At 38.1% G+C, this 24,274-nt stretch carries 25 protein-coding genes and 1 riboswitch; of the genes, 17 read left to right on the forward strand and 8 right to left on the reverse strand.

Annotated features, from left to right (window positions below; all coding sequences use genetic code 11):
* From U5921_RS07595 to U5921_RS07620, 6 genes are all read left to right on the forward strand, one after another.
* Window positions 1–639, forward strand: a complete 639-nt coding sequence (locus U5921_RS07595; RefSeq protein ID WP_324825868.1) for a putative bacteriocin export ABC transporter — start codon at window positions 1–3, stop codon at window positions 637–639.
* Between the two features lie 410 nt (window positions 640–1,049).
* Window positions 1,050–1,164: riboswitch (FMN riboswitch) on the forward strand.
* 185 nt (window positions 1,165–1,349) lie between these two features.
* Window positions 1,350–2,462: a bifunctional diaminohydroxyphosphoribosylaminopyrimidine deaminase/5-amino-6-(5-phosphoribosylamino)uracil reductase RibD gene (gene ribD, locus U5921_RS07600; protein WP_324825869.1), complete on the forward strand. Its 1,113-nt coding sequence runs from the start codon at window positions 1,350–1,352 to the stop codon at window positions 2,460–2,462.
* Window positions 2,443–3,099, forward strand: coding sequence for a riboflavin synthase (ribE, locus tag U5921_RS07605; RefSeq protein WP_324825870.1), 657 nt, complete (start codon window positions 2,443–2,445; stop codon window positions 3,097–3,099). The genes ribD and ribE (U5921_RS07605) overlap by 20 nt, the downstream gene beginning before the upstream one ends.
* A 106-nt stretch (window positions 3,100–3,205) precedes the next feature.
* Window positions 3,206–4,414, forward strand: coding sequence for a bifunctional 3,4-dihydroxy-2-butanone-4-phosphate synthase/GTP cyclohydrolase II (locus tag U5921_RS07610; protein WP_324825871.1), 1,209 nt, complete (start codon window positions 3,206–3,208; stop codon window positions 4,412–4,414).
* A 62-nt stretch (window positions 4,415–4,476) separates the two neighbouring features.
* Window positions 4,477–4,938: a 6,7-dimethyl-8-ribityllumazine synthase gene (gene ribE / locus U5921_RS07615; RefSeq protein WP_324825872.1), complete on the forward strand. Its 462-nt coding sequence runs from the start codon at window positions 4,477–4,479 to the stop codon at window positions 4,936–4,938.
* A gap of 195 nt (window positions 4,939–5,133) precedes the next feature.
* On the forward strand, window positions 5,134–5,379 hold the full coding sequence (locus U5921_RS07620) for a hypothetical protein (RefSeq protein ID WP_324825873.1): 246 nt from the start codon (window positions 5,134–5,136) through the stop codon (window positions 5,377–5,379).
* A 209-nt stretch (window positions 5,380–5,588) separates the two neighbouring features.
* On the opposite strand, the gene U5921_RS07625 is transcribed toward U5921_RS07620, so the two are convergent.
* From U5921_RS07625 to U5921_RS07645, 5 genes are all read right to left on the reverse strand, one after another.
* Window positions 5,589–6,335 carry a LysM peptidoglycan-binding domain-containing protein gene (locus tag U5921_RS07625; RefSeq protein WP_324825874.1) on the reverse strand — a complete coding sequence of 249 codons (747 nt, stop codon included), beginning with the start codon at window positions 6,333–6,335 and terminating at the stop codon, window positions 5,589–5,591.
* A 159-nt stretch (window positions 6,336–6,494) separates the two neighbouring features.
* Window positions 6,495–7,034, reverse strand: a complete 540-nt coding sequence (locus U5921_RS07630) for a biotin transporter BioY (RefSeq protein WP_324825875.1) — start codon at window positions 7,032–7,034, stop codon at window positions 6,495–6,497.
* A gap of 35 nt (window positions 7,035–7,069) precedes the next feature.
* On the reverse strand, window positions 7,070–8,110 hold the full coding sequence (locus U5921_RS07635) for a biotin--[acetyl-CoA-carboxylase] ligase (RefSeq protein WP_324825877.1): 1,041 nt from the start codon (window positions 8,108–8,110) through the stop codon (window positions 7,070–7,072).
* 228 nt (window positions 8,111–8,338) lie between these two features.
* Entirely contained in the window at window positions 8,339–9,271 is a 933-nt protein-coding gene (locus tag U5921_RS07640) for a DMT family transporter (RefSeq protein ID WP_324825878.1), read from the reverse strand.
* 125 nt (window positions 9,272–9,396) lie between these two features.
* The gene (locus U5921_RS07645) at window positions 9,397–10,566 is read right to left on the reverse strand and encodes a PucR family transcriptional regulator (RefSeq protein ID WP_324825879.1); all 1,170 of its coding nucleotides are present in this window, start codon (window positions 10,564–10,566) and stop codon (window positions 9,397–9,399) included.
* A 367-nt stretch (window positions 10,567–10,933) separates the two neighbouring features.
* On the opposite strand from U5921_RS07645, the gene U5921_RS07650 reads away from it, so the two are divergent.
* Both U5921_RS07650 and U5921_RS07655 read left to right on the forward strand, forming a co-directional pair.
* Entirely contained in the window at window positions 10,934–11,728 is a 795-nt protein-coding gene (locus U5921_RS07650; protein WP_324825880.1) for a nucleoside phosphorylase, read from the forward strand.
* Window positions 11,729–11,772: 44 nt separating this feature from the next.
* Window positions 11,773–13,038, forward strand: a complete 1,266-nt coding sequence (locus U5921_RS07655) for an O-acetylhomoserine aminocarboxypropyltransferase/cysteine synthase family protein (RefSeq protein WP_324825881.1) — start codon at window positions 11,773–11,775, stop codon at window positions 13,036–13,038.
* 160 nt (window positions 13,039–13,198) lie between these two features.
* Here the strand turns inward: U5921_RS07655 and U5921_RS07660 are convergent, their stop codons facing one another.
* From U5921_RS07660 to U5921_RS07670, 3 genes are read right to left on the reverse strand one after another with little or no spacing between them, the layout of a single operon-like run.
* Complete coding sequence (locus U5921_RS07660; protein ID WP_324825882.1) at window positions 13,199–14,665, reverse strand: peptidoglycan-binding protein; 1,467 nt, start codon at window positions 14,663–14,665, stop codon at window positions 13,199–13,201.
* An 11-nt stretch (window positions 14,666–14,676) separates the two neighbouring features.
* Window positions 14,677–16,038, reverse strand: coding sequence for a peptidoglycan-binding protein (locus U5921_RS07665; RefSeq protein ID WP_324825883.1), 1,362 nt, complete (start codon window positions 16,036–16,038; stop codon window positions 14,677–14,679).
* Between the two features lie 23 nt (window positions 16,039–16,061).
* The gene (locus U5921_RS07670) at window positions 16,062–16,586 is read right to left on the reverse strand and encodes a hypothetical protein (protein ID WP_324825884.1); all 525 of its coding nucleotides are present in this window, start codon (window positions 16,584–16,586) and stop codon (window positions 16,062–16,064) included.
* Between the two features lie 207 nt (window positions 16,587–16,793).
* On the opposite strand from U5921_RS07670, the gene U5921_RS07675 reads away from it, so the two are divergent.
* The 9 genes from U5921_RS07675 to bioD all read left to right on the forward strand — a co-directional run bounded on the left by U5921_RS07675 (window position 16,794) and on the right by bioD (window position 24,163).
* Window positions 16,794–17,114 (forward strand): PadR family transcriptional regulator, encoded by a 321-nt coding sequence (locus U5921_RS07675; protein ID WP_324825885.1) that lies wholly within the window; start codon window positions 16,794–16,796, stop codon window positions 17,112–17,114.
* Window positions 17,107–17,700: a DUF1700 domain-containing protein gene (locus tag U5921_RS07680; protein ID WP_324825886.1), complete on the forward strand. Its 594-nt coding sequence runs from the start codon at window positions 17,107–17,109 to the stop codon at window positions 17,698–17,700. The genes U5921_RS07675 and U5921_RS07680 overlap by 8 nt, the downstream gene beginning before the upstream one ends.
* 1 nt (window position 17,701) lies before the next feature.
* Window positions 17,702–18,625, forward strand: coding sequence for a DUF4097 family beta strand repeat-containing protein (locus U5921_RS07685; RefSeq protein WP_324825887.1), 924 nt, complete (start codon window positions 17,702–17,704; stop codon window positions 18,623–18,625).
* A gap of 135 nt (window positions 18,626–18,760) precedes the next feature.
* Window positions 18,761–19,906: an MGDG synthase family glycosyltransferase gene (locus tag U5921_RS07690; protein WP_324825888.1), complete on the forward strand. Its 1,146-nt coding sequence runs from the start codon at window positions 18,761–18,763 to the stop codon at window positions 19,904–19,906.
* Complete coding sequence (locus tag U5921_RS07695) at window positions 19,903–20,934, forward strand: lysylphosphatidylglycerol synthase transmembrane domain-containing protein (RefSeq protein ID WP_324825889.1); 1,032 nt, start codon at window positions 19,903–19,905, stop codon at window positions 20,932–20,934. Before U5921_RS07690 ends, U5921_RS07695 begins: the two co-directional genes overlap by 4 nt.
* 260 nt (window positions 20,935–21,194) lie before the next feature.
* Entirely contained in the window at window positions 21,195–21,797 is a 603-nt protein-coding gene (locus U5921_RS07700; RefSeq protein ID WP_324825890.1) for a histidine phosphatase family protein, read from the forward strand.
* Between the two features lie 124 nt (window positions 21,798–21,921).
* On the forward strand, window positions 21,922–22,500 hold the full coding sequence (locus tag U5921_RS07705; protein ID WP_324825891.1) for a biotin transporter BioY: 579 nt from the start codon (window positions 21,922–21,924) through the stop codon (window positions 22,498–22,500).
* 22 nt (window positions 22,501–22,522) lie between these two features.
* Window positions 22,523–23,485, forward strand: coding sequence for a biotin synthase BioB (gene bioB / locus U5921_RS07710; protein ID WP_324825892.1), 963 nt, complete (start codon window positions 22,523–22,525; stop codon window positions 23,483–23,485).
* 9 nt (window positions 23,486–23,494) lie between these two features.
* Window positions 23,495–24,163 (forward strand): dethiobiotin synthase, encoded by a 669-nt coding sequence (gene bioD / locus U5921_RS07715; RefSeq protein WP_324825893.1) that lies wholly within the window; start codon window positions 23,495–23,497, stop codon window positions 24,161–24,163.
* Window positions 24,164–24,274: the final 111 nt, after the last annotated feature.

Here is a 24,274-nt window from a genome sequence, read left to right on the forward strand (position 1 = left end):
ATGCAGCCTCTTATTGAAACAAGAAATCTGAATAAAAATTTCGGAGAAAAATCGGTGTTAAGTAATTTTACGTTTTCTGCCGATCCGCAGGAATTTATATCGATTACCGGAAAAAGCGGCTCAGGAAAAAGTACACTTTTAAACATTTTGGGGTTATTAGATCAATACGATTCGGGTGAATTGCTGATTCATAATGAAGTGATTTCTAATATCAGTGGGAAGAAAGCCCTCTTATTAAGAAGAAATTATATGGGATATATTTTTCAAAACTATGCGTTGATTGAAGACGAAACAGTAGAAGAAAATTTAAAAGTTGCGTTGAGATACGCTCCTGAAAATGGACAGTCGAAGAAAGACATCATTCAAGGTGCATTAGCAGAAGTGGGATTGGAAAATTTTGAACGAAAAAAGATCTATGAGCTTTCCGGAGGAGAGCAGCAAAGAGTTGCTGTTGCCAGAGTTTTTATTAAACCATGTGAGTTGATTTTGGCTGATGAACCAACTGGTTCTCTAGATTTGGAAAATAAAAACTTGATTTTAAAGCTATTCAGAAAACTGCGAGAAAACGGGAAGACGATTATTATTGTTACTCACGATTTAGAAATCCCTAAAATCTGCGATAAAAACATTACACTTTAAAACTGATATTTACATTTTTTTAATGTAGGCAGTAGCTCTTTTAAAAACATACGGTAAATGATACACTATAGAAATAAAAGGAGAAAGAGTGTCAAAAAGGGAGGGCTTATTTTGGATATTAATATAATCAATACTTTGGGGTATGCACTAAACATGAGTTCAATAATAATTTTGCGAGTCCTGGAAATAACCGCATTGCTTTATTTTATTAAGGCTCTTCAAGTCTACATACGAAATAATAATAAAAAAGATTAGCTTATGTTGGGATACACGTTGCCATAGTTTTTTCTTCATTGTATTGTTTCAATGCATTCTTCAAAATAAAAGGTAAAATATAATTAAAAAAAATCCTCTTTTCTTTTTGAATCAGTGAGTATATAATGGCATATAGAAAATTAAATATTGGATAAATTAATCTTCAGGGCAGGGTGCAATTCCCTACCGGTGGTACAGCCCACGAGCCGCAAGGCAGATTCGGTTAGATTCCGAAGCCGACAGTTAAAGTCTGGATGAAAGAAGAGTAAGAATGATTGTGGTATTTTTGCAATTGTTTTTTGTGTGATTTGCTCTGAAATGAATTCATTTCAGGGCTTTTTTTATTTAGATCATAATCATTTTACTAGATTTGAATGAGCAGCAACAAATAGGACAGTAAGATGATATACTGAGATTTTTTTATTCAAGGTACATTTGAGTAAGGGAGTGGTACTGTGAATGAATCGGATTACATGAGAAGAGCCATGGAATTGGCAAAGAAGGGCGTGGGATATGTCAATCCAAATCCTTTGGTCGGAGCAGTTGTTGTAAAAAACGGTAAAATCATCGGAGAAGGATGGCATGAATCTTATGGGGGACTGCATGCAGAACGAAATGCACTTTTAAATTGCAAGGAACACCCTGAAAATGCAGATCTTTATGTGACGCTGGAACCATGCTGCCATCATGGGAAGACACCGCCTTGTACAGAAGCCATTTTAGAAGCCAAAATACGTCGTGTTGTAATTGGGTCGAGAGATCCAAATGCATTGGTTTCGGGAAAAGGAGTTAAGACCTTAAGAGAACATGGAGTTGCCATTGAAGAAGACTTTCTTAGAGAAGAATGTGATGCTTTGAATTCTATCTTTTTTCAATATATCACAACAGGACTTCCCTATGCGGCTTTGAAGTATGCAATGACGTTAGACGGTAAAATTGCAACAAAAACGGGTGAATCCAAATGGATCACGGGAGAGAAGGCAAGAGCACATGTGCATACTTTGAGGCACCAATACCGCGCGATTATGGTAGGGATACAGACCGTCTTAAATGACGATCCTCTTTTAACCTGTCGAATGGAGCATGGGAGAAATCCAATTCGTGTTGTATGTGACTCCCATTTACGGCTCCCTTTAGATTGTCAGCTAATTAAAACCATTGATGAGGCGCCTGTTATTGTAGCGCATTGCAGTGAAGATGAAAAACAGCAAAAAGAGCTGGAGGTACGCGGCGTACAACTGCTAAAAACACCTTGCAGACACGGAAGAGTAGATTTGCGATTTTTATGGAAACAGCTGGCAGAGGAAGGGATAGACAGCATTTTAATCGAGGGTGGAGCTCTTTTAAATGGCAGTGTGCTAGAAGAGAAGCTTGCACAAAAAGTAATGCTTTACATTGCACCTAAAATTTTCGGAGGAAAGGAAGCAAAAACACCAATTACAGGTATAGGGGTTGCTCTCCCTTCTGAAAGTCTTAATTTTGTCTTAGAAAAGAACGAGTGGATAGAAAAAGATTTATTCTTAGAATATAGAGTGGAGGGAAAGCAAGATGTTTACTGGGATTGTTGAAGAGACTGGTATGATCCTTGGAATAAAATCCGGTGCCCATTCTGCACAGATGAAGATAAGAGGGAGCAAGGTTTTAGAAGGAACGAAGATAGGAGACAGCATTGCAGTAAACGGAGTTTGCCTTACGGTGACTGCCTTAAACGGGAGTACATTTATTGTGGATGTCATGGCGGAAACCTACCGTAGGAGTAACTTAGAAGAGCTTAAAGTAAACAACAAAGTTAATCTGGAAAGAGCGATGGCAGCAGACGGTCGATTTGGAGGGCATATTGTTTCTGGTCACATTGATGGAACAGGAACAATCACGCATAAAGAGCGGGAGGAAAATGCCGTATGGATCACGGTAAAAGCAGCTCCGAAGATTATGCGATGCATCGTAGAGAAAGGGTCGGTTGCCATTGATGGGGTGAGTTTGACCGCAGCGGATTTACAGGAAGATGTGTTTCGGGTTTCCATTATTCCACACACTGGTTCAGAAACAACGCTGCTTGAAAGAGCAATCGGCGAAAAAGTAAATTTGGAGAATGACATAATTGGAAAGTATGTAGAACGTTTTTTAAATCTTAATGCAGATTCGCATAAGAATGACGCAGAAAAGAAATTAACGGCGGAGTTTTTAAGGAGTCACGGATTTTAAACCAATCACAAATTTTAAACCAATCCACTGAGGAACTGCAAGAGAAGCTTCAAAAATGGAGAATTGAAGGCTTCTCATCAAAATAGAAAGGAAATAGGAAGAAAAAATGTTTCAATTTAATACGATTGAAGAAGCGATTGAGGATTTGAAAGCCGGAAAAATTATTTTAGTAACTGATGATCCGGAAAGAGAGAATGAAGGAGATTTTATTTGCGCCGCAGAATTTGCAACACAGGAGAATGTTAATTTCATGGCATCCTATGGAAAGGGATTGATTTGTATGCCAATGAGTCAAGTAATGGCAGAGCATTTAGATTTTCCGCAAATGGTGAGCGAAAATACGGATAATCACAGCACAGCATTCACTGTTTCCATTGATCATATTTCTACAACAACCGGTATTTCTGCGCAGGAACGTTCGGTGACTGCAATGGAATGTGTAAAGGATGGGGCAAAACCACAGGACTTTCGACGGCCCGGCCATATGTTTCCGCTGACAGCGAGGGAAGGCGGCGTTCTGGTTCGAGAGGGACATACAGAAGCTACGGTTGATTTACTAAAATTGGCTGGATTGAAGGAATGCGGACTCTGCTGTGAGATCATGCGTGAGGACGGGACGATGATGCGGACTCCTGAGTTGATTGAGTTGGCAGAAAAACACGGATTAAAGTTTATTACAATCAAAGACCTGCAGGAATATCGGCAGCGTTATACAAAGCTGGTTGAAAAGAAGGCCAGTGCAAAAATGCCGACAAAGTATGGAGAATTTACAGTCTATGGATATGTTAATAAGATAAATGGAGAACACCATGTCGCATTGGTAAAAGGAGAAATCGGAGACGGAAAAGGCGTCCTCTGCCGTGTTCATTCGGAATGCTTGACCGGTGATGTATTTGGATCTTTGAGGTGTGATTGCGGTCAGCAATTTGAGGCGGCAATGGAGCAGATTGCAAAGGAAGGTCGAGGCATTCTTCTCTATATGCGTCAGGAGGGACGTGGAATTGGATTGATCAATAAGCTACGAGCCTATGAATTACAGGATAAAGGAAGGGATACGGTGGAAGCAAATTTGGATCTGGGATTTGCAGCTGATCTGAGAGAATATTGGCCGGGAGCACAAATTTTACGAGATTTAGGTGTAAAAGAGCTGCGCCTTTTAACGAACAACCCGAGCAAAATATATGGACTTCAAGGATTTGGAATTGAAATTATTGAACGCGTTTCGATTGAGATGGAAGCACAAAAAGAGGATGCTTTTTATTTAAAGACAAAGAAGGAAAAAATGGGGCATTTGCTGCACTGCTGCGGAAAATAAATTGTAAAGAGTAAAGAAAAGAAAGGAGATACATGGAAAAAAAATCCATGTAAAAAAAAACAATGAAAGTAATACAGGGAAATGTAGTAGCCGAAGGGATTAAGATCGGAATTGTAGCGGCAAGATTCAATGAATTTATTGTTGGAAAACTTTTAAGCGGAACTCTAGATGGATTAGTACGTCATGGTGTACAAGAAGAGGATATTACCGCAGTGTGGGTGCCTGGTGCATTCGAGATCCCCTTTGCGGCAAAAAAAATGGCACAGTCTGCGCAGTATGATGCAGTGATTTGCCTTGGAGCGGTGATACGGGGAGCAACTTCGCACTATGATTATGTTTGTGCAGAGGTTTCAAAGGGAATTGCACAAGTTGGACTCGAGTCTCAGGTCCCGGTGTTGTTCGGAGTGTTGACGACAGATACCATCGAACAGGCGATCGAACGTGCCGGAACGAAGAGTGGAAATAAAGGGTTTGATTGCGCAGTATCTGCAATTGAAATGGTAAATATATCTAAACAACTTTAAGCAAAATGAAAATTATTTTTCTCTTATAGCAAAGAATCTTCCAAAGAGTTGCACTTTGGAAGATTCTTTGCTATTGTTAAGTATATATTATTAATAAATTCATATTATTTTTTATTGATATGTTAAAATTGAAACTATTATGTAATCAATCCAAAATAACTTATTTGATTTAAGATAAGAAAGGTTTAGGAATAAATGGAAGTATTAACTTTATTAACTCCACTGATTCTCAATATTTTTATAATGGTAGGTATAGCTGTTTTGATTGTGAAGCTAGTACGTAGTCATAATCAAAATAACCATAAATCCATTGATCAAATCATTCAAAAAAATAACCAAAACATACAAGAACAAGTTAATCAATTAATCCTGAAAAATATGGAAATGCAAGCTGAACTAAAAAACTTAACTCAAAAAATTGAAGAAATATTAAAAAAGTAGAGATCATTTGCAAGGTAAAATCCCAAGTTTTGCGTAAATTTTTAGAAATTGATTTAAAAGATTGAAAGATAACAGAAGGGTTAAGGGCGATAAAAAGCTCTTAACCCTTTTATAGTTTGCATAAGCTTTACGTAAATCAATAGAAGGGGCTTATTGGTTTGTTCGTTATGTTTTAAAAGGATAGAATAAGCGGCTGATTGCAGACAATTCTAAAAGTATGATGCATTCGCTTCTTTTAAGTTCTCTTCTAATGCTTCTACCTTCTCTAATAATGTTCTTGCATTTTGTATAATGCTTCTATAATTTCTATTATCTAATGATTGAGAAAAATTGTTTAAAACTAAATCAAAATTGGCAATATCAAAATTTGACACACTTGGTTTGAGACCTTCCCAAATGTTTCTTAAGGTTACGAGGTTATTACTTGCCGCTTCCCAGTTATTGCTTTCGACATCCATTTCAATTTGCCTTACTAGATAATTTAATCGAATGACATCTGTTGGGAAACCGACATTAAAATAATCTAGGATGTCAGGCATATACGTAATAATATCGATGACATCGTCAACGGCTGAATAAGGTTTTTTACGTGTCACATGATCTTCCAGGCTGACTATCGCAGCATTCATACCAGCGATGATTTCTTCAGGGACGGAAGCTTGCTGAAGCAGTGGTGTTACGGCAGCCATATTGGTTTTTATTATATTTACTTTATTGCTTGCAGCCGCCCAATTGATTCCATAGATATCATTGACGATAAGTTCTGCATTCTGTATGATGGTATCTAATTGAGCAGGAACAGGCGGTAAATCTAAAATTTTTATAATTTGGCCTATATAAATTGGCTTTTGCCTGGAAACTTCAGGATTTATTCTAATTAGTTGCGCCAATGAAATTTTAAATTTTTTTGCAATAGAAGATAAAGTATCGTTCGATTTTATAATATAATGTTGCATCTTTAATCCTTTCCTGATATTTTTACTTAATTTATCATATGATTTTATAAATTATCTGTTACTTAAAAAATGTCCATATTTACTAAACGGTAAGAAATATCAATGAATGGATTCAATTTTTTACTTCCGCGTGTTGAATAGATTAAGAAATTCGCAAAATTAAATAGAAATTCTATCTAATTTTTTTACGAGGATAGTTGCTGTAATTATTTTTAGAATATCCCCGGGGAGAAAAGGGAATACGCATAAAAAGAGGGAGGGAAGAAGTTGCGTATGTGTTGAGTACATATACCATAGTGTTCCAGCAGTGTAGCAGAAAAATATACCGATCATGAAAATTACAGGAAGCGGAAGGGCAACGGCAGTTTGCTTTTTTCTTTGCTGAATTAGAAAGCTGCAGATAAGTGCAATCAAAACATATCCAATGAGATAGCCACCCGTAGGTCCTAAGAGAATAGAGGGACCGCTTGTAAATTGGGCAAAAACAGGAAGCCCGATAAAACCGAGGATTAAATATAGGATTTGACTAAGTACGCTGTATTTCACTTCTAAAAGCCCAGCAGACAAAAAGATAGCTAGAGTCGCAAGGTTAATCGGGACAGGCGTAAAAGGTAAAGGAAGTAATATCTGTGAAAAAATAGAAGTTAATGTTGCAAATAAAGCACATAAAATTTGTTTTTTTAGCTGAACCGATGACATTTATAATTCCTTTCTGAGAGGAGGCGAGTATTTGCTTATTTCCACCCGCTCGACAAATCCTCCGGGCGTATACTGATTTCACCGGATTGTAGTGTTTTTCTTGTCCCATCCAATTGTTCAACAATAAGTCCTCCAGTTTCGTTGATGTCTACAGCGATTGCCGGAATGCTTTCAGTTGGTGAAAGGACGGTAATGCGCTTACCCAAGACGCAGGAGCGCTGTTTATATTCTTCTAAAAAAGAACCGCTTTTTAACTCTGCCTGAATGTCAAAGAAATGATCTAAAATAGAGGCAATCAGCAGATTTTTTGTAGGAATAGCGTGTGATTCCGAGAAGGTGCAATGAGAAGCCTCTTCTTGGTCTTGGTATAGAGAACCGAATATCTCTGTTAATTCCGATGGGAACTTATCAGATGGTGATGAGAAATTAATTCCGATACCTATAATAATAGATTCAATCGCACCTGTTTCAAAATTGGTAATGCCTTCCGTTAGAATACCGCAGATTTTTTTATTGTTGTAAAACAAATCATTTACCCACTTTATTTTGATCTGCTTTCCGGTAACTTCTTCAATAGCACGACAGACCGCTACAGAAGCTGCTGTAGTAATGAAGACAGAAGGAAAATTTGATTGCGAACTATGCGGTGGCTTGAACAGTAGACTCATATAAATTCCGCTTCCTTTTGGTGAATAAAAACTGCGTCCCAAACGTCCGCGCCCTTTGGTCTGCATTTCTGAAACGACGACGGTATTGTGACAGGCGCCGTCTGCAGATAGCTTTTTTAAAGTCTGGTTGGTGGATTCCAGTGATTGATACGTTAGTATATGTTCTCCAAGGACTTTGTTTTTTAAATGAGAGACGATTCCTTGCCTAGAGAGGAGGTCGCTTTCTATACAAAGAGAATACCCTTTGTTGGTACTGGCTTTTATATCATAGCCATTTTGCCGTAAATCTTTAATCGCTTTCCATATCGCAGCACGTGATAGATTGAGTTCCTTTGCAATTTGATTTCCTGAAATACTTTTACCTTTGCATTCCTCCAAAAGTCTTAAAACATGTTCCTTTGTGTTCATGGCAACCCCTTTCTGCTTAAAAGGTCAAGACAATATTATTATAGTGAAAGAAAACCATAATGTCAACTATATTATAATTATGGTTTACAATTGAGCGGCTTTAAATAAAAAAGTAAATGGAAACCAAAGATTTCCATTTACTTATGTTAAGTGCTTTATATAAATGCTATGGTTTTTTCTTTGAAAAAAGCTAAATATAAATTAAATGCTTTATTTTGGAATTTTTATTTAAATCGTCGTTTCTACATCCTTGCTTGGAAGTTGTGCGATAATGATTGCTGTGAACATGATAGCACACCCCAAAAGTTCACGGACAGATAAGATTTCTCCGAGAAGGAAATAGCCACCTAAGGCACCGAATACAGCTTCTAAACTTAGAATAAGTGAAGCAATTGCTGGGTCTGTGTCTTTTTGCGCAACCATTTGCAGAGTGTATCCAATTCCTGCTGAAAAAACACCGCAGTATACAATCGGAATGGTACATTCCACAATTCCTGCCCAGGTAGGTGTTTCAAATATGAAAGCGACAATGGTCGAAAAGACAAAAGTGACAAAGAACTGTACACAAGACAGCTTTACGGGGTCTGATATTTTCGTAAAATAGTCACAGCATAAAATGTGTCCCGTCCAGAAAAAGGCACCGATAAATATGATTAAATCTCCAAATTCATAGGTAAAACCTGTTTTAATACATAGAAGATAAAGTCCGATAGTAGCTAAGATAACTCCAAGCCAAGTGAGGGCACGCACCTTTTTTTTCAGGAAGATTCCGAATATAGGAACGAGAACGATATATAGCGCAGTGATAAAGCCTGCTTTTCCGGCACTTGTATATACCAACCCAACCTGTTGGAGCGAAGAGGCGATAAATAAAACACACCCGCATATTGTACCACCTTTGAGGTAAGCTAGGCGTTCCGCTTTTTTCTGCTCTGGAGTAGGGACGGATTCGGAATGATCTGATTTTTCTGTTTTATTCTTTTTAGAATTTAAAAAATAAATAACTGGAAGAAGTGCCAATGTAGCTAAAATATAGCGAGAGGCTCCGAAGGTAAACGGTTCAATGTGATCCATACCGACTCTTTGGGCGACAAAAGCGGTACCCCAAATAATCGCAGTTGTGAGCAGCATGATATTGCCGATTAGAGTTTTCTTGTTCATATGCTTCTAATTCTCCTTTATTCATGGTGTAAAAAATGGCATAAATAAGTATAATATTTCAATATATATCATACAAAAATTAGGATTGTAAAAATTATAAAGATATAGCAATGATTTTGTAATTTTTACACGAATGTTTCTAATTGATAGATTTGAACAGCAATGCTGAGTTGTGGATAAAAGGAATGATTGTCCCCCTCCATAGACAGCAGACTCCTAATTTTAGCCAAGCGGTAACGGATGGTATTCTCATGCTGAAAAAGTGCTTCCGCTGTTTTTTTGATGCTTCCATCGTTGCTGACGTAAGAAGTAGCCGTTCTTAATAAATCTGCAGAGTATTTTTTATCATATTGTTCAAGTGGACTGAGGATACTTTTGTAATAATAATTAAGCCAAAAACTGTTTTGAAATGGTAGAATGACTTTATACAAGCCAATTTCATCAAAGCGTTTTTGATGTGATTGCTGGATTTCACATACTTTGCATGCGTAAAGACTTTGCTGTATTCCTTTATCAAGCTGATGAAGCGCTTGGAGGCAGTCACTGACTCCTAATAGATAATCATCTGGGATCAAAGAAGTACGAAAATAAAATTCCTGAGTAACTTTTTTTAAATTTATCTTCTTTTCATCTTCATCATGAAATGTTAAAATTACCAGCATTCCCTGCTTATACTTGAATATGGAATCCTCCTCTTTAAAATAGTCTAAATTTTTTAAACGATCTAGAGTGCGAAAATGAGTTCCTTCATCGGCATGCTTCAAGGTTTTACAATAGATTACAATAAAACGTTCTTTAAAATGAGAATTAATATCTAAAGCAAGCTCTCTCACGAGTGAACGGCTTAGTTCATTTCCGATTAAGTTATCAACCTTCATTTCTAACAGCTGATTTTTATCGATCAATCTTAAAGTATCAGTGACCTCTGTAATGATATCTTCAAAGTAGATGTCATACCCAAATAGAAAAATAGAAAATGATTTTTGTTTTGCATATGAAATCAGGTCTTCCGGAAGCTCTTTGTAATATACATTTTTTATGCCTAAACAGGCTACACCGCTGTCGATCAATGTTTTTACTGCTGCAATTAAGAGGTTTATGTCATCCTTTGCAAATAAGAAGCTTGAAAGAACAAAATCATTTTTTATAAATTCCCCCTGCATCTTATAGGAAATAAATTCATAATCAAGAATAGACATACGGTTAATTACATTTTGAAATCCACTTTGCCCGGTAAGAATAGTAACATTTTGCAAACTTTTCAATTTATAGGCATCCGAAACTGTTAGGGACATGTAAGATCTCCTTCCTTAGCTTTGTTACTTTTACTAACATTATATTGTTTTATTGGAATAAATACAACTAAAGAGATTGTATTTTATCTGTAAAAATCATTTGAATATATGAATACTAAATTCAAAAAACAAAAAATCACAGCTGGCTGTGATTTTTTGTTATCTTATCTTACTATCTATTTTTGATCCCTTTGCGAGTAGAATCCTATGTTTTTATTATACGTGGTTGCTATTTATAAAAATAACAAAGTTAAATTATGAATATTGTAATTTTTACAAAACATGAAAAGCAAACTCTCTTTATAAAGGTAGAATCTAAAAGCGAAATCAACTATACTAAAGATATTAAGTGAAAAGGAGAGAAGAAATGGCAATATTGTTAGAAGAATTCGATAGAAACCGTAATGCGATCATAGAACCAGAAATGGTAGCACCTTCTTTAGAGGGGTTTCCTAAAATTGCAGTTACATGCTTTTCAAATCACTTACTAAAAACTGTTTTAGGAAAAGTGGAAAAAGAATTTTTATGTATGCTAGATACCGAGGATGGGGGAACGCCAGTTTATCGTGTTTTCTATGATGGTGTAGAAATGGCTGTTTATATGTCTCGAGTCGGTGCTCCGGCCTGTGCAGTGCAAATGGAAGAAATGATTGCAAGAGGTACGGAAAGTTTTGTAGTATTTGGTTCTTGCGGCGTGCTGGATCGCAATTTGGGCAAATGGCACATCATTATTCCAACTTCAGCAATGAGAGACGAAGGCGTAAGTTACCATTATCTTCCGCCGTCTGATGCTGTTGAAGCAGATGAAGATTGCGTGGAACTACTAAAAAGTATTTTTGAGCAGTATAATGAACCCTATATTTGCGGAAAAGTTTGGACGACGGATGCGATTTACCGTGAAACTTTAGAAAAGACGGCACGTAGGAAGCAGCAGGGCTGTATTGCTGTAGACATGGAGTGTGCCTCTCTTTTAGCTATTTCTCAATTTCGGAAGGTAAAGGTAATGCAATTTTTTTATGCAGAAGACAATCTCGATATGGAAACGTGGGATCATCGTGGTTTGAGTAAAGGTGTACATACCAAAGCAGACCACTTATTTGAATTAGCACAGACTTGTGCAAAAAAATATAGAGATTTCATGGAAAAAAAAAGGGCATTATGATAGAATGACTCTAAAATATTTTGACTATGAGGGGAGCGTTGACTATGAGAGACGAAACAAAATGCCTGCATTCTGGTTATAAACCGGAAAACGGCGGACCAAGAGTAATGCCGATTGTGCAGAGCACAACCTATGTATTTGACAGCACTGAGGAGATAGGTGCTTTGTTTGATATGCCGACCGCACATATGTATTCCCGTTTTTCTAACCCTACAGTGGAAGCAGTAGAGAAAAAAATTGCAGAATTGGAGGGTGGAGTCGGCGCATTATGTACATCTTCCGGGCAAGCCGCTTCCCTGCTTTCTATTTTAAATTTATGCAGCAGCGGAGATAGCTTTATCAGTACAACGACCATTTACGGAGGCACAGTAAATCTCTTTGCTGTAACTTTAAAAAAGCTGGGCATTGAATGCATCTTTGTCGATCCGGAAGCGGATCATGAGACAATACAAAGAGCGTTTAAACCGAATACAAAGGCAGTCTTTGGAGAAACTCTGGCGAATCCGGCACTTGCGGTTTTAGATATAGAGAAATTCGCTAAAATTGCTCATGAAAATCAAGTACCGTTAATCATTGATAATACATTTGCTACACCGATTCTATGCAAACCAATTTCGTTTGGTGCGGATATTGTGATCCATTCCACCTCCAAATATATGGATGGACATGCACTACAAATTGGCGGCGTAATTGTTGACAGTGGAAATTTCGATTGGACCTCATCGGATAAATTTTCTGAATTCACTCAGCCGGACGAATCGTATCATGGTGTGGTATATACGAGAGATTTCGGGAAAATGGCTTATATTATTAAAGCACGGATGCAGCTTATGCGAGATTTTGGGGCATACCCTGCAGCACATTCTGCATTCCTTCTGAACTTAGGACTGGAAACGCTGCCGATTCGGATGAAGCAATATTGCGAAAATGGTATAAAAGTTGCGGAATTTTTTAAGAACTCAGATAAGATTGAAATGGTTCGATACGCAGCATTACCGGGAGATCAATATTATGAACGAGCGAAAAAATATCTTCCGAAAGGTGCCTGTGGCGTCATTTCGATTGATATTAAAGGAGGGAAGGATGCTGCTGTTAAATTTATGAACGGATTAAAGTTAGCTTCGAACGAAGTGCATGTTGCAGATATTCGTACATGTGTATTGCACCCGGCAAGTGCAACACACAGACAGCTTACGGAAGAGCAGCTGGTTGCTGCCGGTGTAAATCCGGGATTGATTCGTTTCTCTGTAGGACTTGAAAACATAGAGGATATATTGGAAGATATTCAACAAAGCTTAGATCAGTTGTAAAAGAAAAGAGAAAGCACTCAAGAATCGAGACATGGATTCAAATTGGGTGCTTTTTTATAATGTGGAAATTTAACTGCAGAATTGATATTTTCGCCTGATAAAATGGGACATGCAGAGTATAGAATTCCTATTTTATAATAAATCATACTTCACTCAATTGTCATCCCGCAGGAGCTTCCGGTGTTGCAGGAGCTTCCGGTGTTGCAGGAGCTTCCGGTGTTGCAGGAGCTTCTGGAACTGCTGGTGCTACTGGAGCTGGGGCGCCTGCGGTTAGGGATTCATAAATACGGGATATTTCATTCCAGCTAGGAGGGCCGATTAATCCAGTTACGGTTCCTACAAATTTTTCTTGGAAAGCTCTTACTGCAGCATCTGTCTGATCATCGAAGATACCAGTGACCTCTACTCTTGGTATTTCCGGATAAGCTTCCGATATTCTCTGTAAATAAGTTTGCATAAGGGTAACGTTTTTATCACCCATACCTTTGGAAAGAATATACCCAGGATAAACAGTTGTATTTTCGAAACAATCAGCGGGTAAATTGTTTTGTATATTTCGGTATTCCTTGTCAAGAATTGACCAGGTTTCGATACCGACGACTCCGTCGACAAATATATTAAAATGTTTTTGAAGTGCCATGACGGCTTGTGCGGTTTCCGCATCAAAAATGCCGTTGATATTAATCACGGGAATATCAGGATAATAGCAGCCCAGAGCACGTATGTAATATTGAATCAGCTCAACCCATATACCGCTGTCACCCTCCTGCCAAGCTACTTGGAACGGACTTTCAATTTCTTCTGGAAAGACTCCTTCTGAAACAAGTTCCCCTAGGCCTTTTACCGCATTGTAGATATACTTTATTTTGTACCAAGTGGAACTTCCAACAATTCCATCTACGGTCAGATTAAAGATTCGCTGGAACTGTTTTACAGCAGCTTCCGTTTCTGCACCGAAAACACCCGGCTGATCATTGACAATTTTGGGGATAGATGGATAGTTTTGGCTGATGCGGTTCAGTTCATTTTGAATGATGCTGACATCTTGGCCAAAGCTCCCTAAACGCAGTGGATAGAGCGGGTAAGATTCAAAATTTGCATTTACGGGAACATCTCGTATGATATTGATATCATCACCATAATAGTTTTGTAGAATTTCGTAGGGAGTCATACCTTGTTGGGCAAGTGGGACTGTTCCCCACTGCGATAACCCTTCACAGGTGGTTTCCCTGCCATCGCAATAGGCGGAGAAAATGGGTTCAATATTTCCTTGCCTAGCTATGTAGCTGTTAAATATTTCGTCGACAATTTGCGTAATATTTTCAAAAACCTCTCGATTTGGAACAAAAGACTGATCGTATTTTGTAGAATTTGTTATATCAAAATCATATCCACGGCTGCGGTACCACTCTGTATAAATGCGATTTAATGCAAACGTAATTTGAGCGTAAATATTGGCACGGATTGCGCTTTCGGGCCAGGTTGGATAGATCTCACTGGATGCTACGTTCTTGATATAATCAGGAAAGGATACTGTAATATTTTCAGCGGGGGCATCTGGTTCCCCAAGATGCACGGTGATTTGTTCTGGAATAAAGGGTTCATTCGGCCGGCTGATTATGGCCATGTGCATACCTCCTATGATAAATTTTCATAAACAACTGCAATTTGGCTCCAAGTTATAGGACCGATCAATCCAGTGTTTTCTCCTAAATATTCTTGCTGAAAGGCACGTACGGCAGCTTCTGTGGCATCATCAAAATAACCGGTAACGTCAATTCTTGGAATTGCGGGATCAAATTCAGAAATTTTTTGTAAGTAAGTTTGTATTAGAGTAACATTTTTATCTCCCATCCCCTTTGATAGCATGTAACCGGGATAGATCGTTACATTTTCAATGCAGCCTTCCGGAATATTCGGGATGATTTTTTTATATTGACTTTCAAGAAGTCCCCAAGTTTGAATTCCAACAACACCATCAACGATTAGATTGAATTTTTTCTGTATAGCAATGACTGCCGCTGTGGTTTCTGGATCAAAAATGCCCGTGATTTCTATGGTGGGAATATCGGGATAATAACAGCCGAGCACACGGATATAATATTGCAGTAATTTTATCCAAATACCGGAATCGCCTTCCTGCGATGATTCACCGAATGGGCTTGAGATATCTTCCAGTGAAATGCCTTCTGAAACAAGTTCACCCAGACCTTTTACAGCATTGTAGACATATTTAATTTTGTACCAAGTGGAGCTTCCAACAATTCCATCTGCTGTCAAATTAAAAATTCGCTGAAATTGTTTCACAGCAGCTTCCGTTTCTGCACCAAAGATCCCGGCTTGATCATTTCTTATTTTGGGAATGGAAGGGTAGTTTTGGCTGATACGATTCAATTCATTTTGTATGATGCTGACATCCTGGCCAAAGCTGCCTAAGCGTAACGGATAAAGTGGGTAGGATTCGAAATTGGCATTGATTGGAACATCTCTTACTATGTTTATGTCATTGCCGTAGTAATATTGCAATATTTGATACGGAGTATAGCCACTTTGTGCAAGCGGAACCGTTCCCCATTGAGATAAACCTTCACACGTTGTTTGTCTTCCATCGCAGTAAGCAGTAAAAAGTGGATCAATACGTCCTTCTCTGCTGATATAGCTGTTAAAGACTTCATCGACGATTACGGAGATATTTTCAAAAACATCTCGATTTGGGGTAAAGGCTTGATCATATCTTGTGGAATTCGTAATATCGAAATCGTATCCGCGGCTGCGGTACCATTCCGTATAGATACGATTCAGTGCAAACGTAATCTGGGCGTAGATATTGGCACGGATTGCACTTTCAGGCCAAGTTGGATAAATCTCACTAGAAGCGACGTTTTTGATGTAATCGGGAAAGGAAAGGGTGATATTTTCGGCAGAAGTGTCTGGTTCGCCAAGGTGTACGGTGATTTGTTCTGGTATGAATGGTTGATCTGGACGACTAATGATGGCCATGTAATACTCCTTTCTGCTCTATTTTATATGGTTTCGATGTCTCCTTCATTAGGAGGGGCAATACTAAATCCGTAATATGGTATCAGACTAACTGGCTGAATAGTGGTGATCCCATCGAAGACCGGAATATCCTCTACGCTGGCGGGCAAAAAATTAGGTGATTCAATATAGGCATCATAAGTAGCATAAACTTGAAGATTTTCAGGATTTTGTGAAAGATCAGCACTTACTGTGCGCATAGCGATGGGATCTGTTTTTCCATCTTCATTTGTTTGAATTGTTTTTGTAATATGATATCCGTCGCCCATGTCTTTACAGAGAGTAATCATTGCATTTGGTACAGGAAGAACACCTTCGAGAGGAGAATCTTGATATACTTGAAAAATAAGGTATCCAATTTTAGGATTTTCCTCAATATAATTTTCGAGCAGTGGCATGATACCTTCTTCATCAATAATCGCTCTTGTTTCTGTTTTTTTTATCTCAGGTTGCTCGGTACCGGTTAAGTTATTTTGAACTTTCATTTCATTTTTTACATTATGTGGCATGAACAGTCCTCCTTTAAATATGTAATACGGTTTCAATCAGCAGCGTTGCCTATATCATTATATTAGGCGAATCTGTAAGCGTGACTTATTAGTTGCAGTAAAATGATACATCATTTAATAAATTATTTAGAAATAATTTATTGACATGTAATATTATACAGCATATAATATTAAAAAATAATAGCATTTAAATGAAAGGAGTAAAAAATGGAATTTCAAGTAGCTTCTGCTTTTCTAGATGCTTGTGTACTGGCTGTTTTATCAGAAGAAGATACATATGGATATGTATTAACACAAAGAATGCGGGAAGCAACGGATATATCAGAATCAACCTTATATCCAGTTCTGAGACGTTTGCAGAAAAGTGGGTATTTGACAACATATGATCAGCCATTTCAAGGAAGAAACCGAAGATATTATTCGATTACAGAAGAAGGCAGGCAGAAGGTTGAAGAATATCGAAAGGGCTGGATTGAATATAGGAGCCGTGTGGAGCAAGTTATGTTTGGAGGATTGCAGAATGAATAGAGCTGAATTTTTGAGACAGTTACACATTGCCTTGTCCAAAGCACCAAAAGAGGAGAGGGAGAGTGCGATTGCTTACTATAATGAATATTTTGACGAAGCGGGGGAAGAAAAGGAACAGGAGGTATTACAAAGGCTCGGTTCTCCACAAAAAATTGCATCTCAAATTATAGCAGATGCTGCTGTAAAAACAATTGGAAGCGATGCAATGCCCACCGTTAGAAAAGGCGTTTCTGCAATCTGGCTGGTTGTGTTATCTATTTTTGCCGCACCAATTGCTTTACCGCTGGCGATTGCAGTCGTTTTGTGTATCTTTGGGGTTGTCATAACGATTGCGGCAGTGATATTTGCTCTGCTGGTTAGTACGGTAGCTGCCTTTATTGCAGGAGTCGCTTGTTTTGGGATTGGTGTTACAGGGATAATTGTACAGCCATTGGCTGGCATAGGGGCTGTTGGATTTGGATGTATCTTGATCGGAGGTGCATTGTTTTTTGGAATTTTGGTAGTGCTTGCCGCAAGAGCTGTGTTTGGCACTTTGGCAAAAGCCTTAAGCCGATTATTAAATAGGAGATTAAAAGGAGGGATATAAAATGAATAGAAATAAAACATTTCGGATTTTAATGATTATAGCTGCGGTATTGGTTGGAATAGGGATTCTCTTGCTTGGATTCAGTTACATGATGGGTGTTGATTTAACCAATATTTTTAATGAAGGTAAGAATAAGAAGAGCACTTCTGTCGATCGCAATATAGAAGAGGAATTGCAGGATTTTCAAAATATTTCAATTGAGACCAATTATCAAGAGATTCGCTTAAAAGAAGGAGATACTTTTCATATCGCATATAGCTATGACAGTAAATACAGCAGCCTGTCACATGAGATCAAAGATGGTAAATTAGTTGTAACAGAAGCGAAAAAAGATAAATTAGGACTTGGAGGCGATTTACTGGCAGCCATTCAAGGAAAAGATATTGCTGGCTTTATTGAAATCACCTATCCAAAGCAAACGACATTGCGCGATGTACGGATTATAAGCGATATTGGAAAAGTGAATGTGAAAGAGGTGTCCTGCAGCAATCTTCAAGTAGATGTTGGAATTGGTTCCATTACTGTAGATGATGTGCAGACACAGACTTTGCAAATTCGAGCAGAAACCGGAGATGTGAATCTGGCAAACGGAAGTGCTGACCGAGCTGAGCTTGAGCTTGATTTGGGGAAACTTACTACAAATGAATGGAATACAAAGGGGCTGGTCGCCGAGCTAAGCAGTGGCGAAGCGAATTTAGAAGGTCGTTTTTTAGGAGAAATAAATGTAGATTGTGAATTGGGAAGCATTACGCTGGGTGTGACGGGTAAGGAGGAAGAATACTCGTATGAATTGGAAACCGAATTAGGAAGTATACGTCTTAATGGTGATAAAATAGATAATAAAACAAATAAGACCAATGCGGTAGAAAATAAAATAAATTTAAAGACAAATGCCGGAGATATTAACTTAAATTTCGGATCATAAATAAAAACTTAAAAAAATCGTAAGATTTTGTTAAGCCACAATTAACAAAAGTATGTCATAATAAGGTCATAAGAGAAAGAAAAAATGGGAAAAAGGGCAAATGCCAGAGATTTAAGAAGGATGGTAGGGGGAAAAATGAACGTTTTAATTCTAACAGGAAGATTTGGGATGGGTCACAATTCTGTGGCCCAAGCCTTAAAAGAAGAGATTATGGGGAAGTATCCGGCAGCAAATATTGTCTGCTTGGATATTTTTGAATATATTATGCCCGACTATGCGGAGAGCATTTATAAATCTTTTGCTATTGTCGCAAAGAGCGGGAATTCATTATACAATTTAATTTATAAGCAGTCAAATCACAAGAGTACGAAAGAATTTTCCTTTTGGTGCCGATTGTTCAAAAAAAGATTGCAAAGTCTCTTAGAAGAAACACAGCCAGATGTTATCATCTCAACATTGCCGCTATGTGCAAGATTGATGTCATGGTACAAAGAAGAAGTAAATTCCAATTATACGTTGATAACTTGTATCACGGATATCAGCAGTCATGAAGAATGGCTTCATAAGAATACGAATTATTATTTAGTTGGAAGTCATTTAGTAAAACGGATGTTGCTGATGAAAGGAGTTTATGAAGAGAAAATTTTTATAACGGGGATCCCGGTAAAGAAGGCATTCCATATACAGGAAGATTCTTACGGTTTAAAAATACAGGAAAAAAGTAATGGGAAGTATAAGAAGCATTTGCTTGTCATGGGCGGGGGATTAGGACTTTTGCCTAAAACAAAGGCATTTTATGAAGGATTGAATGCGCTAGAGGGGGTTTATACGACCGTTATCACCGGGAACAATAAAAAATTATATCAGTTAATTTATGGGAAATATGAAAACATAGAGGTTATCGCATACACGCGAAATGTTCCAATGTATATGAATGATGCGGATGTGGTTATGACGAAGCCTGGAGGAATCAGCGTATTTGAAGCAATCGCCTGTGAAAAGCCTATTTTGCTGTTTCGTCCATTTTTACAGCAGGAAGTAAATAATATGCGTTTTGTTCTGAGAAATCACATAGGAATTGTAATTAGTGGGAAAGAAGAAGAATGTCTTTCTTTGGTTAAGAAGGCGATGAAAGACGATGGCAATTTGAAGAAAATGAAAGATAATATTCGTACTTTAAAAGAGCAGTTTGACCTAGGCGCTATGGAATTGATTTTAAAGCGTGTAGAGAGGGGGATTCAATCAAAAGAAAATCAGAACAAAGGAGATTGGGTTTCATGAAAAAAAAATCGCTTCTGTTTTTGGGCGGAACGTCACTATTAATTGGGGCAACGTTTTACCTTTTATTAAGAAAGGCTCCGCTTAAAGAGATGATAGCGGCAATTTTGCGGGCAAATATACCTTACTTATTGCTTGGTTTATTCATTATGCTGCTTTATGTAGCATTGGAAGGTGTCTGCATTAAAGAAACGATGAAACGTATGGGAGAAAATCCGTCACTTATGCGCTGCATAGGGTATGCGTTTGTTGGTTTTTATTTTAGCGGGATTACACCATCCGCATCAGGAGGGCAGCCGGCGCAGATTTACTTTATGGCGAAGGATCGATGCAGCATTTCTCATTCTATGGTCGCACTGCTTTTAATTAGCAGTGTTTATCAAATATCCATGCTTGCTTATGGTGTAGCAATGTATGCAATAGAGTATCACTTTTTAATGCAATCTGTACTTCGAATCAAATGGCTGCTCTTGCTGAGCGCAGCGATGAATACGTTCTTTGTATTATTGATTCTATTGGCACTGTTTTTTCCTATACAGCTTCAAAAGTATGCACATATCGCTTTAAATTATCTTAATAAAATTAAAGTATGCAAAAAAATCCCTGCTTGGAAAGAAAAAGTAGATAAGCTTTTTTTTGAATACAGAGAAGGTGCAAGATATATTCGTAGCAATCCTGGATTGATTGGAAAGCTTGCTGCAATTACGGTGCTTCGCTTGACACTCCTTTATTTGGTTCCGTTTTTTGTATACCTTTCTTTGGGATTAAAAGGACACACCGCATTGCAGATGGTGGCAATGCAGGCGATTCTAACAGTAGCGGTATCCGCCTTACCACTTCCGGGTTCGGTCGGTGTAAGTGAAAGCGTTTTTCTCATGCTCTTCGGCATGCTGTTTACACCTGCATTTCTGCTGCCTGGTATGGTTTTGACTCGAGGAATCAGCTTTTATGCTATGCTGCTTTTAAGCGGAGGGATTTTCTCTGTGTCCTCCGGATTGAAGCTTTATAAACAAAAAGAATGGGCAGCGTAGCGATTCTTGCGCCTTCTTTTTACACAGTTTAATGACGAGGGCTGTTTCAAAAGAGGCGGCTCTTTTTCTCTGTTTGTTTACCTGTTCGGCTAAGCGGGTTACACCGGCTGTTGGAAGTGCGGTTGGTAAAGGGAGCTTGAATTTAAGCGGAATAGGAAGACTTTGAGGACTTGCCTTGAAAAAGTACTTGGGAACCGATATGATAAGAAGAGAAATGAAATTATGGTACTATGATAAGGCATAATAGAAGGAGGACTTACATGAGACTGCTATTTATTCGACATCCAGAAACACAGGCGAATGTGAAAAACCTGATTTACGGAAGAAGTGAATCCGATTATTCAGATATGGGAAAGGCCAGCGTTTTGTGGGTCGTGGAACAAATGAAGGAGCTGAATTTTGATGTGATATATGCAAGCCCTTTAAAAAGAACTGCGTATTTGGCTGAGCAGATTGCAAAAGATCATGATGCTGACGACATTTTATTTGAAGACCGTCTGATAGAGATGCATTGCGGTATTTTTGAAAATATGTCAATTAGTGATGCAAAAGAAAAGTATAAAGATGAATATGAGTCACTCATAAATAATTATAACCAATACGTTATCCCGCAAGGCGAATCCTTTGAAATGGTGTACCATCGTGTGGTCTCCTTCTTAAAGGAGACTTTTAAAAATCATTCTGATGAGCAAACCATTGTATTTGTCGCACATTCCATGGTGATTCGAGCGGCATTGGCCTACTTGCTTCAGATTGAATTAGATGATATTTGGCATATAAAGATAGACCCGGCTTCTATAGTAGATATCCATTACGAAGCTGAATTTGCGATGCTGCAAGGGTTAAAAGCACCGATTAAATAAAGAGAGTTTAAACAAAGGACACATTGTAAACTTATATTATAATATAAGTTTACAATGTGTCCTTTTTGTATTATAATGGGAAAAAATCGGTAAAAATGGCTAAATGGATGGGAGAGTAAAAGATATGTCACAGAAAAGTAAACTTACACCAAAAGAATTAATTTTGTGTTCTTTGTTTGCTGCATTGATAGCAATTGGGGCTTGGATTCAGATTCCTGTTCCTTTTATGGATTATTTTACACTGCAATTTCTCTTTGTTCTTCTTTCCGGAATGCTTTTGGGTCCAAAGCTGGGATTGCTTTCCGCAGCAGTGTATGTTGCAGTGGGACTCATCGGATTTCCGGTGTTTGCGGCAGGGGGAGGGATTGGATATGTATTTCGTCCGAGCTTTGGCTATTTGATTGGATTTATTGCAACGGCTTTTACTGTTGGATTCTTGTGCGATCGAAGCATTCACCTTACCTTTTGTAATACATTATTTATTGCATTCTCAGGCATGATTTTAACCTATGCAGTGGGACTTTCTTATAAATACATATTGCTTAATTTTTATTTAAACGAACCGGCTCCTTTTTTTATCCTGCTTTTATCGGCCTTTCCTTTGGATATTCCGGGAGACAGTGTTTTATGTATTGCTGCAGCAAGCCTTGTTCCGCGTCTTAAGAAGATATTAGAGAGAGAAAATTTGATAGAAAACAGATAAAACAGAGAAGAAAGGATATAAAATGAGAGTAAATGAGTATAAAGAATTCGTATTAAACGGGACCTTGTTAAATCGAGAACAAGCACTTGAACTGGCTGAACAGGATGTAGACGAGCTTGCAGATGCAGCAGATCAGATTCGAAATTATTTTTGTAAAAATATGTTTGATTTGTGTGCGATTATTAATGCAAAGAGCGGGAGGTGCAGTGAGGACTGTAAGTATTGTGCGCAGTCCATTCATTATCGAGCGAATGTAACCGAATATCCTTTGCTTTCAACAGAGAGATTACTCGACGCTGCTCTTACACATGAAGAAAAAGGCATCATGCGCTTCTCTGCCGTGACCTCCGGAAGGAGTTTATCCGATGCAGAAGTCGATGCATTAACGGAAAGCTACCGAGAAATCGCAGGCAGAAGTGGAATTTCTTTATGTGGGTCACACGGATTGTTAACATTGGAACAATTTATTCAATTAAAACAAGCGGGACTTACCCGTTACCATAATAATTTGGAGACATCGGAAGGCTATTTTAAAAAGGTTTGCACAACGCATACTTATAAAGAAAAAATAGCAGCGATTCAAAATGCGCAGAAAGCAGGATTAGAGGTTTGCAGCGGAGGAATAATTGGTCTTGGTGAGGAAATGAAGGATCGAATTGAAATGGCACTCGCATTGAGAGAACTTCAAATTGCCTCTGTCCCCATTAATTTTTTAAATCCAATCAAGGGAACCCCATTTGAGAACCTTCCCAAGCTTTCATTGGAGGAAATAAGAAAAAGTATCGCTGTGTTTCGTTTTATACTGCCAAAAGCAGTATTGCGTCTTGCAGGAGGGAGAGGATTACTTTCGGATCAGGGCGCATGTTTATTCCGGGGTGGCGCAAATGCTGCTATTTCAGGAGATATGCTTACAACATCGGGAAATGGGATACAAGAGGATCGAAAAATGATAGAGTCACTTGGATTTGATTTGAAAAGGCTTTGAGGTGGAATCATGGAAAAAGGGATATTTATTACAGCAACCGGAACGGATATTGGGAAGACTTATGTTTCATCCTTGTGGATGAAAGAATTGAAAAAGAAGGGAACTTCGACAGGTTATTTTAAGCCGGTGTTGAGCGGGGCACAAACAAAAAATGGCAGAATGGTTGATAGTGATGTTCACTATGTATGCAAAACAGCAAAGCTCTTGAAGAGGCCGGAAGAATTAGTAAGCTATGCTTTTAAAATGGCAGCTTCTCCGCATTTAGCTGCTAAAATGGAAAGTACGCCAATAAAAAAAGAGAAGATATTCAGTGATTTCCAGCGGGTAAGTAAAGAATATGATTATATGGTGGTGGAAGGCTGTGGAGGGATTGCTTGTCCGATTTATTTAGGAGAAGAAACCATTTTATTAACGGATCTTGTGCAAATGCTTGGATTGGAAATACTGATTGTAGCCTCTGCAGAGCTGGGAACAATCAATACAACGATTCTAACGGTCGCTTTTGCTCAAAAGCATAAAATACCGATAAGAGGAATCGTATTAAACCGCTTTCAAAGAGGAAACTTTTTGCATGAAGACAACCGGATACAGATTGAACGCCTTACCGGGATACCGGTTATAGCAATTGTACAAGAAAATGCAGAGGAGTTAGAATTCTGTATTCAAAATTTGCTCTGAATTCATAAGAATTATAAAGTATGGCGTGTATTTGCTTGCATTTTCCATAAGATATAGGTATAGTTTTTTAAAGAAGCAATCAAAAACGACTGTGCTCATTTGCACGGCGTA

Source organism: Sinanaerobacter sp. ZZT-01 (assembly GCF_035621135.1).
Classification (GTDB): Bacteria; Bacillota; Clostridia; order Peptostreptococcales; family Anaerovoracaceae; genus IOR16.

Excerpts from the sequence above, each read along its gene's own strand:
- U5921_RS07675 (WP_324825885.1), top strand. The coding sequence starts at position 16,794 with ATGGAATTTCAAGTAGCTTCTGCTTTTCTAGATGCTTGTGTACTGGCT.
- U5921_RS07630 (WP_324825875.1), bottom strand. The coding sequence starts at position 7,034 with ATGTCATCGGTTCAGCTAAAAAAACAAATTTTATGTGCTTTATTTGCA.
- U5921_RS07695 (WP_324825889.1), top strand. The coding sequence starts at position 19,903 with ATGAAAAAAAAATCGCTTCTGTTTTTGGGCGGAACGTCACTATTAATT.
- ribE (WP_324825870.1), top strand. The coding sequence starts at position 2,443 with ATGTTTACTGGGATTGTTGAAGAGACTGGTATGATCCTTGGAATAAAA.
- U5921_RS07705 (WP_324825891.1), top strand. The coding sequence starts at position 21,922 with ATGTCACAGAAAAGTAAACTTACACCAAAAGAATTAATTTTGTGTTCT.
- U5921_RS07620 (WP_324825873.1), top strand. The coding sequence starts at position 5,134 with ATGGAAGTATTAACTTTATTAACTCCACTGATTCTCAATATTTTTATA.
- U5921_RS07660 (WP_324825882.1), bottom strand. The coding sequence starts at position 14,665 with ATGGCCATAATCAGCCGGCCGAATGAACCCTTTATTCCAGAACAAATC.
- U5921_RS07640 (WP_324825878.1), bottom strand. The coding sequence starts at position 9,271 with ATGAACAAGAAAACTCTAATCGGCAATATCATGCTGCTCACAACTGCG.
- U5921_RS07595 (WP_324825868.1), top strand. The coding sequence starts at position 1 with ATGCAGCCTCTTATTGAAACAAGAAATCTGAATAAAAATTTCGGAGAA.
- U5921_RS07685 (WP_324825887.1), top strand. The coding sequence starts at position 17,702 with ATGAATAGAAATAAAACATTTCGGATTTTAATGATTATAGCTGCGGTA.
- U5921_RS07635 (WP_324825877.1), bottom strand. The coding sequence starts at position 8,110 with ATGAACACAAAGGAACATGTTTTAAGACTTTTGGAGGAATGCAAAGGT.
- U5921_RS07610 (WP_324825871.1), top strand. The coding sequence starts at position 3,206 with ATGTTTCAATTTAATACGATTGAAGAAGCGATTGAGGATTTGAAAGCC.
- U5921_RS07665 (WP_324825883.1), bottom strand. The coding sequence starts at position 16,038 with ATGGCCATCATTAGTCGTCCAGATCAACCATTCATACCAGAACAAATC.
- U5921_RS07680 (WP_324825886.1), top strand. The coding sequence starts at position 17,107 with ATGAATAGAGCTGAATTTTTGAGACAGTTACACATTGCCTTGTCCAAA.
- ribE (WP_324825872.1), top strand. The coding sequence starts at position 4,477 with ATGAAAGTAATACAGGGAAATGTAGTAGCCGAAGGGATTAAGATCGGA.
- bioD (WP_324825893.1), top strand. The coding sequence starts at position 23,495 with ATGGAAAAAGGGATATTTATTACAGCAACCGGAACGGATATTGGGAAG.
- U5921_RS07645 (WP_324825879.1), bottom strand. The coding sequence starts at position 10,566 with ATGTCCCTAACAGTTTCGGATGCCTATAAATTGAAAAGTTTGCAAAAT.
- U5921_RS07700 (WP_324825890.1), top strand. The coding sequence starts at position 21,195 with ATGAGACTGCTATTTATTCGACATCCAGAAACACAGGCGAATGTGAAA.
- U5921_RS07655 (WP_324825881.1), top strand. The coding sequence starts at position 11,773 with ATGAGAGACGAAACAAAATGCCTGCATTCTGGTTATAAACCGGAAAAC.
- U5921_RS07690 (WP_324825888.1), top strand. The coding sequence starts at position 18,761 with ATGAACGTTTTAATTCTAACAGGAAGATTTGGGATGGGTCACAATTCT.
- bioB (WP_324825892.1), top strand. The coding sequence starts at position 22,523 with ATGAGAGTAAATGAGTATAAAGAATTCGTATTAAACGGGACCTTGTTA.
- U5921_RS07650 (WP_324825880.1), top strand. The coding sequence starts at position 10,934 with ATGGCAATATTGTTAGAAGAATTCGATAGAAACCGTAATGCGATCATA.
- U5921_RS07670 (WP_324825884.1), bottom strand. The coding sequence starts at position 16,586 with ATGCCACATAATGTAAAAAATGAAATGAAAGTTCAAAATAACTTAACC.
- U5921_RS07625 (WP_324825874.1), bottom strand. The coding sequence starts at position 6,335 with ATGCAACATTATATTATAAAATCGAACGATACTTTATCTTCTATTGCA.